The organism is Bacillus cereus group sp. MS39, from assembly GCF_040448665.1.
Taxonomy (GTDB): Bacteria; Bacillota; Bacilli; order Bacillales; family Bacillaceae_G; genus Bacillus_A; species Bacillus_A wiedmannii.
The window spans coordinates 1,228,684-1,241,373 of the sequence record NZ_CP123058.1; the positions used below are offsets into that span (position 1 = coordinate 1,228,684).

A 12,690-nucleotide genomic window follows, 5' to 3' on the forward strand; every position below is an offset into this window, starting at 1 on the left:
AAATGAGTGCAAAAAAAGAAAGAGTAGATGTACTATTAGTAGAGCGAGGGCTTATAGAAACACGTGAGAAAGCAAAACGCGCCGTTATGGCCGGACTTGTATATGCGAATGAGATGAGACTTGATAAGCCAGGAGAGAAGATCCCACAAGATACAGAGATTACGGTGAAGGGACAAGTTATGCCGTATGTAAGCCGTGGTGGTTATAAACTTGAAAAGGCATTAGAGACATTTCACCTGGATTTACAAGATAAAGTTATGATAGATATTGGTTCATCAACTGGTGGCTTTACAGATTGTGCGCTTCAAAACGGAGCGAAATTATCTTATGCATTAGATGTAGGATACAATCAACTTGCGTGGAAATTGCGTCAAGATGAGCGTGTTGTCGTAATGGAACGGACAAACTTCCGTTACGTGACACCAGCAGACTTAGACCGTGGTTTACCGCAATTTGCTAGTATCGATGTTTCATTTATATCATTAAAGCTTATACTGCCGGTTTTAAAAACAATGCTTATGCCTAATGGGGATGTAGCAGCGTTAATTAAACCACAGTTTGAAGCTGGAAGAGAGCAAGTTGGGAAAAAAGGTATCGTTCGTGATCGAAAAGTACATGAGGCTGTCGTAGAAATGATTGTCGACTTTGCTATAAAAGAAGGATACGACGTAGAAGGTTTAACATTCTCACCAATTACGGGCGGGGATGGTAATATTGAATTTTTAGTTCATCTGAAATGGCATGGTGAACGTGAGAATGGCGAAAATCATTCTCCAGTTTCTGTTGAGCAAGTAGTTACAGAGGCGCATGATGTCCTAAAACAAAAAGGAAAAGGGGAATAACATATGTTGTTCCTCTTTTTGTTGTAATTGTATAATGATTGTAAAAACAATTGTGTACAAGCAACGAATTATAAGTTAACATAAATAAGTGAAGTATACCAATGTTTAAACTATGGTAAGAGATAGTGTGAGGTGCAAATGTATGAATAAAGGTCAGCGCCATATTAAAATCAGGGAAATTATTGCGAACAAAGAAATTGAAACACAAGATGAATTAGTTGATATTTTACGTAATGAGGGATTTAATGTAACGCAAGCAACAGTATCGCGCGATATTAAAGAACTGCACTTAGTGAAAGTGCCATTACATGATGGGCGCTATAAATATAGCTTGCCAGCAGATCAACGATTTAACCCGTTACAAAAATTAAAACGCAATCTAGTGGATTCATTTGTAAAATTAGACACGGCAGGACATATGCTTGTGCTAAAAACACTGCCTGGTAACGCTCATTCACTTGGAGCACTTATTGATCATTTAGAGTGGGATGAGATCATCGGAACCATTTGTGGTGATGATACTTGCTTAATTATTTGCCGTACACCTGAAGATACAGGTGTTGTCTCTGATCGTTTCTTAAATATGTTGTAAAAAAAATCTTGTTTACTTTCCTCTGTAAAGTGGAAAGTGAACAGGATTTTTTTATTGGTTAAAAATGTGAATTCTTAATTGTAATATAATATTTTCTTTGAATAAAATTAGAAAATAGGTGGATTGACCCGTAAAACGAATGTTTGGTACAATGGAGCGGTTAGAAAAGTAATTTATACATACAAACATATAGTTTGACTATTTGAATGAAGAACTGAGAAAAGCCCTTAATAGGGGATTAGTTTATAACGAGGTGAATGGGGCATTGTTATCGGAATTATCGATTAGAAACTTTGCTATTATTGAGGCATTAAATATTTCTTTTCAAAAAGGGTTAACGGTTTTAAGTGGTGAAACAGGGGCCGGAAAATCGATTATTATTGATGCGATTAGTTTACTTGTAGGTGGCCGTGGTTCAGCGGAATTTGTTCGATACGGAACAGAAAAAGCTGAGATAGAAGGGCTATTTTATGTAGAAGATGATAAGCATCCGTGTATTGAAAAGGCAGAAGAGTTGGATATAGAAATAGAAGACGGCATGATTATTTTGAAGCGTGATATCGCTGCAAACGGAAAAAGTGTATGTCGTGTAAATGGGAAACTGGTCACCCTTAGTATATTAAAGGAAATTGGAAAAACACTTGTTGATATTCATGGGCAGCACGAAACACAAGATTTAATGAATGAAGAGCGTCATCTATTTATGCTTGATCATTTTGATGGAGATCGCATTGTTAAACAATTGGGTATATATCAAAATGTATACGCTGACTATGAGAAATTAAAAAAACAGTTAAAATCGTTAAGTGAAAATGAACAACAAATGGCGCATCGCTTAGATTTAATTCAATTCCAGCATGAAGAAATCAGTAAGGCGGATTTAAAGATGGATGAAGAAATTGAATTAACTGAAGAACGATTGCGAATTTCTAATTTTGAAAAAATTTATAAAGCATTAGGCGATGCATATCGCTCATTAAGCGCTGACGGACAAGGGTTAGATAATGTACGAAGCGCAATGGGACAAATGGAGAGTATTACACATTTAGATGAAGTTTATCAAGAAAATCATGATTCAATTGCAAATAGCTACTACTTATTAGAAGAAGTTGCATATCAACTTAGAGAAAAGCTCGATATGATGGAATATGATCCGAAGCGTTTAGACGAAATTGAAACGCGTTTAAATGAAATTCGTATGCTAAAGAGAAAATATGGAAATACTGTAGAAGAGATTTTAGCGTATGCTGATAAAATTGAACAAGAAATTTTTACGATTGAAAATAAAGACGTTCATATTGAAACGACGAAGAAGCAATTAAAGGAATTAGAAAGTGTTATTCTGCAAGAAGCAACGTCGTTAAGTAATATGCGTCATGAGCTTGCAGAGCATCTTACAAATGCCATTCATCAGGAATTAAAAGAATTATATATGGAGAAAACAAAATTTGAAGTGAGAATCATGAAGAGAGAAGGAAATGCTGAAGAGCCTCTTGTTGAGGGTGCCCCGGTAAGACTTACGGCGGATGGCTACGATCATGTGGAATTTTATATTTCAACAAATCCAGGTGAGCCGCTAAAACCACTTTCAAAGGTCGCTTCTGGCGGAGAGTTATCTCGTATTATTTTAGCTTTAAAAAGCATTTTTTCTAAGCATCAAGGTGTTGCATCTGTTATTTTTGATGAAGTGGATACTGGTGTAAGTGGTCGGGTTGCACAGGCTATTGCGGAAAAAATTTATCGAGTATCAGTAAACTCGCAAGTACTTTGTATTACGCACTTACCTCAAGTAGCTTCAATGGCGGATTCACATTTATTTATTCGAAAACAAGTAGCGAATGATCGGACAATTACATCAGTTACCGTTTTAACTATGGAGGATAAAGTAACAGAAATAGCTCGAATGATTTCTGGTGTGGAAATTACAGATTTAACGACAGAACATGCGAAAGAATTACTTACGCAAGCGCATCATTTTAAACAGACAGCAGAGGCTATCCAGTAATGGATAGCTTTTTTTCTCAAATAATGATTTCTTAATTCTTCCGGTTATAAATAAAGCACTGCAAGGAGAGATTAAAAAGTGAAGCCAAGAGGCTGAATGTGGGGTAGGAGCGAGGAGAGTGAACAAATTGAGATTAGAAAGATTTCGCAAAATAATAGGTCTTTGTCTCCTTGTTTCTTTAGTTTTTATTGGGTGTTTTAAACCGCTTCGGACGTTTATTTCATCCCCGAAGCAACTTGTTGTTTTTGAAGGGCAACAATCAGAAATAGCTTCATTACCAGTTTTTCAAGCTTCATCTACAGATCGTCATGTGTTTACAGTAAGTTCCAATGAACGAAAACAAGGACTTATGGTAAATCCTCATCAAAATGGTGAAGCAGATATGGTGTTTCAGCTTGCTGGTTTTCCAGTGAAAAAAGTAAATGTGAAAGTATTGAAAGATTTTAAAGTTATTCCAGGTGGACAATCAATTGGTGTGAAGTTAAATACAAAAGGGGTACTTGTTGTAGGCCATCATTTAATTCAAACTGAAAAAGGGAAAGTATCTCCTGGTGAAACAGCTGGTGTGCAAATTGGAGATATGATTACTGAAATTAATGGTAAAACAATTGAAAGGATGAGTGATGTAGCACCATTTATTCATAATAGTGGTGAAACAGGTGAACCGCTTAATCTTGTTTTGTTAAGAGATGGAAAACATATTCGCACTAAGTTAACACCACAAAAAGACAGTGGAGAATCGTCTTATCGTATTGGTTTATATATTCGTGATTCGGCAGCTGGAATCGGAACAATGACATTTGTTCATCCTGATTCTATGAAATATGGGGCACTTGGACATGTCATTTCTGATAACGATACGAAAAAGCCGATTCAAGTCGAAGATGGACAAATTATGCGTTCGACAGTTACATCAATTGAAAGAGGTAGTCATGGGAATCCAGGAGAGAAATTAGCGAGGTTCTCACCAGATCGTGAAGTGATTGGTAATATTACAATAAATAGTCCATTTGGTATATTCGGGAAATTAAATACAAATATACCAAATGGCGTAATGGATAAAGCGATGCCTATTGCACTATCTCATCAAGTAAAAGAGGGACCGGCAAAAATATTAACAGTTATTGATAAAGATAAAGTGGAAGCGTTTGATATTGAAGTTGTAAGTACAGTACCGCAAAAGTTTCCAGCTACAAAAGGCATGGTAATAAAAGTAACAGACAAACGTTTATTAGCGAAAACGGGTGGTATCGTACAAGGCATGAGCGGAAGTCCAATTGTACAAAACGGGAAAGTAATTGGTGCTGTTACACATGTATTTGTAAATGATCCAACATCAGGATATGGTGTTCATATTGAATGGATGTTACATGAGGCTGGAATTAACATTTATGAACAAGAAAGAAAAGCGAGCTAATTATTAATTAGCTCGCTTTTCTGTTGAAAAATTCGTTGAAATTTTGTAAAAGCTCCGCAAGAGGTGTTTTTTGTTGTAAAATAAAAGAAAAGGGTTGAACGTTTCGTTGTATTTCTATGATGGAATGTGTTGCGAAAGGGAATAAATGAACGATAAACATATTTTTTTGTGATTTTATCGGAAAGTAACAAACTTTAAAAGGGAATTTTCACACAATTGTCGAACAATTCATGTAGCCTAGAAGGATACACATGTCGGAGAATCGATTCGGTAAGGGAGGAAAAGCTGTGGAGAAAATTAAAGTCTGTCTTGTGGATGATAATAAAGAATTAGTATCAATGCTAGAGAGTTACGTAGCTGCTCAAGATGATATGGAAGTAATCGGTACTGCTTATAATGGTCAAGAGTGTTTAAATTTATTAAATGATAAGCAGCCGGATGTACTTGTTTTAGACATTATTATGCCACATTTAGATGGTTTAGCTGTACTAGAGAAAATGCGAAATATTGAAAGGCTAAGACAGCCTAGCGTAATTATGTTGACAGCATTTGGACAAGAAGATGTGACGACAAAAGCAGTTGACTTAGGTGCTTCATATTTCATATTAAAACCATTTGATATGGAGAATTTAACGAGTCATATTCGTCAAGTGAGCGGTAAGGCGAACGCTACCATTAAACGTCCACTTCCATCTTTCCGTTCAGCAACTACAATAGATGGAAAACCGAAAAACTTAGACGCGAGCATTACGAGTATCATTCATGAAATCGGTGTACCTGCTCATATTAAAGGGTATATGTACTTAAGGGAAGCAATCTCTATGGTGTACAATGATATCGAATTACTTGGATCTATTACGAAAGTATTGTATCCAGATATCGCGAAGAAATATAATACAACAGCAAGCCGCGTCGAGCGTGCAATCCGTCACGCAATTGAAGTAGCATGGAGTCGTGGGAATATTGATTCTATTTCGTCCTTATTCGGTTATACAGTATCCATGTCAAAAGCAAAACCTACGAATTCCGAGTTCATCGCTATGGTTGCGGATAAGCTTAGACTTGAACATAAGGCTAGCTGAGAGTAAAGATAGTAAGGGATTTAAGTTTTAGTAAAGCTTAATCATTCTTTAAATTTATACTCGATATTAAATGTAAAACCAATGAACTTTTTATTTAATGACCAATGAATTTTAGAATTCGTTGGTCTTTTTATTTTATTGAGAACAAGAGATCATTTGATATCATGGAAGATAAATCCTGTTTTTAGTAATATTACATATAAGTGAGTTTTTTTATAAGATAATTAAATAGGTATTGATAGGGAGAAGGGGAATGAAAAATAAAATATTAACTTGGCTAGGAATAGTAGCAGCTATGGGAGTTCTTGCTGGTGCAGTTACATTTGGAATGTTAGAACTTGCCGATAATCTAGTAGATAAAGAAGTGAATGCTCAAATAGATAAAAAAGAAGATCCAACGATAGTAGGTAGAGAGGTAGATGGAGTCTTTGTTGATGTGTATGTTACTGAAAATTCTACTGAAAGCGAAGTCATTACAGTGATGCATCATATGACTCATCAAAAAGTAGTGGCAGAACGAAAATCAGAATCCATTCCAATGATTCAAAATAATGCTGAAAAATTAAAAAATATCATAAATAAGAGTGGCTTTGCGAAAAAAAATGAGCTTTTAGAGATTACTGATAGATGGGCGAAAAAAGATTTTAGTCAAATTGTAGAAGATCACAATTATTTCTCGGATACCCAAGAAGGTAGCACTTGTAAAGCGACTAGAGCGATGGATGCGGCAGAAGAGCAACATTATATTTTAACTACATTCGGGGAGGGAAAAGCGAAAGAACTGTACGAATCAGGGGATACTCCGCACGTTCAATAAAAAATAATATAAGGGGCTTCTAGTTTTTTTATTATCGTGTCTTAAGGACGCAATGGGACTTATAAATAAATAGTCTGCTTTCTTTATGACGTGTAACAAAAAAGAAAAGATGTAATTCATTATTAAATGATGAAGGAACGGCTAAATCGCATCGTAGTACATCTGTTAAAGGATTTTAGTAGGGAAGTCATCCGTGATATAATAGAAAATAATAAAAAGCCCTGCAAAACAGGACTGTATTATTCTTCGTCTTTATTTTGTTTTTCTAATTCAACTAACTTTTGAATTAGAATGTGCTGCGGCATATGCATAAGTTGTTCAAGTGGAACACCTAATGCTTTTGATAGGCGGACTGCAGTGTCTGGAGAAATTTGTAATGGTCTCATAGAAGTACCTCCTTTTTCGTATAGTATAGCATAAGATTGGGGGAGTGAGGATGACTCTTATATTTGCACATCGTGGTGCAGCGGGAACGTACCCAGAAAATACAATGATTTCATTTGAAGCAGCTGAATCTTTTAGAGCAGATGGAATTGAGCTTGATGTTCAATTAACGAAAGATGGAGAAGTTGTCGTCATTCATGATGAAACAGTGGACCGGACAACAAATGGAAAAGGTGCGGTTCGTAATTATTTATATGAGGATTTATGTAAATTAGATGCGAGCTATAAATTCGGTGATAAAGTAGGCTTTTGTAAAATACCTCTTTTAGAAGAGGTGTTAGAATGGATTGATAAAACAGAGTTGCTACTTAATATTGAACTGAAAAATAATAAAATTCCATACAGAGGTTTAGAGGAAGAAGTTATAACGCTTGTACGGAAATGTAATCTAGAAGATCGTGTTATATTTTCTTCATTTAATCACTACAGTATGAAAAGGTGTCATATGATGGCTCCTGATATTCAAACAGCGATTTTATATCGCGAAGGTTTGCATAGTCCGTGGGCGTATGCGAAAAAAATGGGCGCTACAGCAGTGCACCCTAATTATCGTTATCTTCAAGATGCTGTTGCTGAATTAACGATGGAGAGTGGTGTAGAGGTTCGCCCTTATACAATTAATGAAGAAACGCTTATGCGTAAATATTTTGATATGAATATTTCGGCGATTATTACTGATTATCCTGAAACGGCAAGAATGTTATTGCCAATAAAAAAATGAGACCGCGTGTAACGGTCTCATTTTTTATTTATAAATAGTGGAGCCTTCCTATCTTTTAAAGCGAGCTTGTACTTTATTTCGTTTACGGTCTCGGTGTAAGACGAAGCCTCCGAAGATATAAAACCCGAGCGCGAAGCAGAGAGCGCCAATTAAAAATTGTAACCACAGTATAGAGAGTGGAGGAAATAGAATCCCGAATACAGTATCTCTCATTAACTTAATGCCAAATACAGCTAATGAAATAGGGATGAGTGCTAATGATAGAGCAAGGTAACGCTGCATATAAACGCTCCTTTTCAGATTATTTTGTTTATTTCAATGATGTTATATGAAAAGGGGGTTTGTCAAGAGGGGGCTGAACGAGTAAGATAAGGGTGTGAAAAATTTTGCAGAGATACTTCGAGAGGAAGTGTAATATATGAAACAAAAAGTTTTAATTGTTGGTGCAGGTGAAGGTGGTAGTACACTGCTGAATCTGTTACAAAGTTCAAATATATTTCAAATTATAGGAATTATTGATATAAATCCGATAGCAAAGGGATTACAAATGGCTAAGGAATATGGGGTTACAATTGGAGAGAGTGTAACGCCGTTTCTTTCTATGCATATTGATGTAATGTTTGATATGACGGGTGACGATGATTTACATAAAGATTTAATAAAGAAAAAGCATAAAGATACTCTTCTTATACCAGGTGATATTGCGAAAATTGTTACGAGATTAGCACATGAGAAGGAAGGTTTAATTGGAAAGTTAGAAGAACAGACGCAGCAAGGGGATTTAATTTTAAATTCTACGCATGACGGTATGATTGTGATTGATCGAGAGGGACAAGTCCGCCTATTTAATAAAAGTGCAGAGCGTATTATCGGATATAAAAAAGAAGATGCGGTAGGGAAATATATTTTAGAAGTTATTCCGACTAGTAAGTTGCTTCGTATTATACGTACGAAACAAATAGAAGTAAATTATGAACTGACATTAGAAAATGAAAAGAAAATTATTACAACCCGTATTCCAATATTAAAAGAGGGAGGAGAGGTACAAGGAGCATTTGCGATTTTTAAAGATATAACAGAGGTTGTAGATCTTGCGGAAGAAGTTACAGATTTAAAGGAGATTCAAACGTTACTTGAGGCGATTATCAACTCGTCTGAGGAAGCAATTTCGGTCGTGGATGAAAAGGGAAGAGGATTAGTAATTAACCCTGCCTATACGAAATTAACAGGTTTAACAGAAGAGGACATTATTGGGAAACCGGCTACAACTGATATTGTAGAAGGTGAAAGTATGCATATGAAAGTACTTCGAACGCGTAGGGCGGTACGCGGAATACATATGAAGATTGGACAAAAGAAGCGTGATGTAATTGTAAACGTAGCGCCAGTTATAGTGGATGGGATATTGAAAGGAAGCGTTGGTGTAATTCGTGACGTATCAGAAATTCAAAAGTTAACAAATGAATTGAATAGAGCAAGGCAAATTATTCGAACGTTAGAAGCGAAATATTCATTTGATGACATTGTCGGAAATTCAGATGAAACAACGGCCGCTATTGAACAGGCGAAACTTGGAGCGAATACACCAGCAACAGTATTACTACGCGGAGAATCTGGAACGGGTAAAGAATTGTTTGCACATGCAATTCATAATGGAAGTAATCGAAAATATAATAAATTCGTCCGGGTAAACTGTGCTGCCATTTCCGAGACTTTATTAGAAAGTGAATTATTCGGTTATGAGGAAGGTGCATTCTCAGGAGCAAAAAGAGGCGGAAAACGAGGTTTTTTTGAGGAAGCGAATAACGGTAGTATCTTTTTAGATGAAATAGGAGAATTGTCTGCAAATACGCAAGCGAAACTCCTTCGCGTGTTGCAAGAAAAAGAAATTGTAAAAGTGGGTGGAACGAAAGCGATACCTATAAATGTCCGGGTAATTGCAGCGACACATGTGAATTTAGAAAGGGGCATTCTAGAAGGAGAGTTTAGAGAGGATTTATATTATCGATTAAATAAAATTCCAATTCACATTCCGTCTCTTCGTCAGCGAAAAGGAGATATACCGGCAATTGCAGACAGATTGATTCAAAAAATTAACCAAGATTATGGTCGGAATGTAGAGGGGCTCACTGATTCGGCTATTTCATATTTACAATCATATGAATGGCCAGGAAATGTGAGGGAGCTTGAAAATATTTTAGGACGAGCTATTATCTTTATGAATTATAACGAAATATATATTGATGTCCATCATTTACCACCTTTACATACAGAAGAGCAGACTGAGGTAAAACAAAATAACTTATTACCTGAATTAGAAGAAAAGCCACTTGAACAATTAGTGACAGAGTTTGAAGGGCATATCATTCATGAATGTTTAGAGAGGTTTGATGGAAATAAAACAAAAACTGCAAGAGCATTAGGAATTTCGGTTCGAAATTTATATTACAAGCTAGAAAAGTATGAGTGTGCAAAAAATAGCATGCAATAAATTGCGTACCGTGCAATTTATTGCATGGTATACAAAAAGCGACATAAAAAGACAGAATGTTTTGTTATTTTCCAAAGTATTGATTTTACTGCATTTTGAATGCGTTTTCATTATTGGTAAGACCACTTTTGAAAGTTGGCACGGTATTTGCTTTATAAATAGACGAGGGACGACGGAAAGGGTTGATTACAAAATATGAAGTTAGAACACTTAATTGATCAAGCAGCAGGACAGCCTAAAAAAACTGTGGCTGTAGCAGTAGCTGAAGATCATGAAGTAATTGAAGCTGTAGCGAAAGCAATTAAATTACAGCTAGCTCAATTTCGTCTATATGGAAATCAAGAAAAAATAATGGGGATGCTACAAGAACATGGTTTACAAACTTCAGAACACATTGAAGTGATTGCAGCAGCGTCAAGTGCTGAGGCTGCAGAACTTTCTGTTAAAGCTGTAAGAAATGGCGAAGCAGATGTGCTTATGAAGGGAAACATCCCAACAGCAAATATTTTGAAAGCTGTATTAAATAAAGAGTGGGGACTTCGTAAAGGTAGCGCACTTTCACACGTTGCAGCATTTGAAGTTCCAAATTACGATCGTCTTATCTTTGTTACAGATGCAGCGATGAACATTGCACCTGATGTAACACAAAAAGCTGCTATTATACAGAATACTGTAGAAGTTGCCCAGGCAATAGGAATAGATTTGCCAAGGGTAGCACCAATTGCAGCAGTAGAGGTTGTGAATCCTGCGATGCAAGCGACAATTGATGCCGCGATGTTAACTCAAATGAATCGCCGCGGACAAATTAAAAATTGTGTCGTTGATGGACCACTTGCTTTAGATAATGCAGTATCACAAATTGCAGCAGAACATAAAGGCATAGTAAGTGATGTAGCAGGTAAAGCAGACATTTTACTCGTCCCAACGATTGAAGCTGGAAATGTGCTATACAAATCACTCGTATACTTTGCGGATGCAAAAGTAGGAGCTATGATTGCTGGCGCAAAAGCACCGATTGTTTTAACATCTCGTGCTGATTCAGCAGAAACAAAAGTATATTCATTAGCATTGGCAGTTACGACTGCTTCAAAATAAACCAAACAGGGTAAAACACTAGGGGGAAACGACAATGACATTAGAAATCTTCGAATACTTAGAAAAATATGATTATGAGCAAGTAGTATTTTGTCAAGATAAAGAATCTGGTTTAAAAGCAATCATCGCAATTCATGATACAACACTTGGACCAGCTCTTGGTGGAACAAGAATGTGGACATATGATTCTGAAGAAGCGGCGATTGAAGATGCATTGCGTCTTGCAAAAGGGATGACATACAAAAACGCAGCAGCCGGCTTAAACTTAGGTGGTGCGAAAACAGTAATTATCGGTGATCCACGTAAAGATAAGAGCGAAGCGATGTTCCGTGCATTAGGACGATACATTCAAGGACTAAACGGACGTTACATTACAGCTGAAGATGTTGGTACAACAGTAGATGATATGGATATTATTCACGAAGAAACTGATTTTGTAACAGGTATTTCACCATCATTCGGTTCTTCTGGTAACCCATCTCCAGTAACTGCATACGGTGTTTATCGTGGTATGAAAGCAGCTGCGAAAGAGGCTTTCGGTACTGATAATTTAGAAGGAAAAGTAATTGCTGTTCAAGGTGTTGGTAACGTAGCGTATCACCTATGCAAACATTTACATGCTGAAGGAGCAAAATTAATCGTTACAGATATTAATAAAGAAGCTGTACAACGCGCGGTAGAAGAATTCGGTGCATCAGCAGTTGAGCCAAATGAAATTTACGGTGTTGAATGTGATATTTACGCACCATGTGCATTAGGCGCAACAGTTAATGACGAAACTATTCCACAACTTAAAGCAAAAGTAATCGCAGGTTCTGCAAATAACCAATTAAAAGAAAATCGTCACGGCGACATGATTCATGAAATGGGTATTGTATACGCACCAGACTATGTTATTAATGCTGGTGGTGTAATTAACGTAGCAGACGAATTATATGGATACAATAGAGAACGTGCACTAAAACGTGTTGAGTCTATTTATGACACAATTGCAAAAGTAATCGAAATTTCAAAACGCGATGGCATTGCAACTTATGTAGCAGCAGATCGTTTAGCTGAAGAGCGCATTGCAAGCTTGAAAAACTCTCGTAGCACATACTTACGCAACGGTCACGACATTATTAGCCGTCGCTAATCATTCATATATTACTTTTACAAAAGGTGTGGTTACCTCTTATGAGGTT

The 12,690-nt window shown here is 36.4% G+C and carries 12 protein-coding genes; 10 read left to right on the top strand and 2 right to left on the bottom strand.

Features of this window, described 5'->3' with window-relative positions; genetic code table 11:
• The first annotated feature begins 2 nt into the window (after positions 1–2).
• The 6 genes from QEP67_RS06485 (at position 3) to QEP67_RS06510 (ending at position 6,755) form a co-directional block, all read left to right on the top strand.
• A complete protein-coding gene (locus QEP67_RS06485; RefSeq protein ID WP_001274750.1) occupies positions 3–842 on the top strand; it encodes a TlyA family RNA methyltransferase in 840 nt (279 codons plus the stop codon).
• Between the two features lie 142 nt (positions 843–984).
• A complete protein-coding gene (argR, locus tag QEP67_RS06490) occupies positions 985–1,434 on the top strand; it encodes an arginine repressor ArgR (protein ID WP_001032581.1) in 450 nt (149 codons plus the stop codon).
• Between the two features lie 265 nt (positions 1,435–1,699).
• Positions 1,700–3,439 (top strand): DNA repair protein RecN, encoded by a 1,740-nt coding sequence (gene recN / locus QEP67_RS06495; protein ID WP_000947735.1) that lies wholly within the window; start codon positions 1,700–1,702, stop codon positions 3,437–3,439.
• Between the two features lie 118 nt (positions 3,440–3,557).
• Complete coding sequence (gene spoIVB, locus QEP67_RS06500; protein WP_002107735.1) at positions 3,558–4,856, top strand: SpoIVB peptidase; 1,299 nt, start codon at positions 3,558–3,560, stop codon at positions 4,854–4,856.
• Positions 4,857–5,143: 287 nt separating this feature from the next.
• Positions 5,144–5,938, top strand: a complete 795-nt coding sequence (gene spo0A, locus QEP67_RS06505; RefSeq protein WP_033658812.1) for a sporulation transcription factor Spo0A — start codon at positions 5,144–5,146, stop codon at positions 5,936–5,938.
• Positions 5,939–6,191: 253 nt separating this feature from the next.
• Positions 6,192–6,755: a PRK06770 family protein gene (locus QEP67_RS06510; RefSeq protein WP_074651143.1), complete on the top strand. Its 564-nt coding sequence runs from the start codon at positions 6,192–6,194 to the stop codon at positions 6,753–6,755.
• Positions 6,756–6,994: 239 nt separating this feature from the next.
• On the opposite strand, the gene QEP67_RS06515 is transcribed toward QEP67_RS06510, so the two are convergent.
• Positions 6,995–7,141, bottom strand: coding sequence for a YycC family protein (locus QEP67_RS06515; RefSeq protein WP_001247671.1), 147 nt, complete (start codon positions 7,139–7,141; stop codon positions 6,995–6,997).
• A gap of 50 nt (positions 7,142–7,191) precedes the next feature.
• Between QEP67_RS06515 and QEP67_RS06520 the strand changes: the two genes are divergently transcribed.
• On the top strand, positions 7,192–7,920 hold the full coding sequence (locus QEP67_RS06520; protein WP_064459836.1) for a glycerophosphodiester phosphodiesterase: 729 nt from the start codon (positions 7,192–7,194) through the stop codon (positions 7,918–7,920).
• Positions 7,921–7,968: 48 nt separating this feature from the next.
• On the opposite strand, the gene QEP67_RS06525 is transcribed toward QEP67_RS06520, so the two are convergent.
• Positions 7,969–8,202 (bottom strand): DUF2627 domain-containing protein, encoded by a 234-nt coding sequence (locus QEP67_RS06525; protein WP_001190196.1) that lies wholly within the window; start codon positions 8,200–8,202, stop codon positions 7,969–7,971.
• A gap of 136 nt (positions 8,203–8,338) precedes the next feature.
• Between QEP67_RS06525 and QEP67_RS06530 the strand changes: the two genes are divergently transcribed.
• The 3 genes from QEP67_RS06530 (at position 8,339) to QEP67_RS06540 (ending at position 12,641) form a co-directional block, all read left to right on the top strand.
• Positions 8,339–10,411 (top strand): sigma-54-dependent Fis family transcriptional regulator, encoded by a 2,073-nt coding sequence (locus QEP67_RS06530; protein ID WP_048565700.1) that lies wholly within the window; start codon positions 8,339–8,341, stop codon positions 10,409–10,411.
• A gap of 195 nt (positions 10,412–10,606) precedes the next feature.
• Positions 10,607–11,506 (top strand): phosphate butyryltransferase, encoded by a 900-nt coding sequence (gene yqiS / locus QEP67_RS06535; RefSeq protein WP_074651142.1) that lies wholly within the window; start codon positions 10,607–10,609, stop codon positions 11,504–11,506.
• Positions 11,507–11,540: 34 nt separating this feature from the next.
• Positions 11,541–12,641 carry a leucine dehydrogenase gene (locus QEP67_RS06540; protein ID WP_000171359.1) on the top strand — a complete coding sequence of 367 codons (1,101 nt, stop codon included), beginning with the start codon at positions 11,541–11,543 and terminating at the stop codon, positions 12,639–12,641.
• The last annotated feature ends 49 nt before the right edge of the window (positions 12,642–12,690 follow it).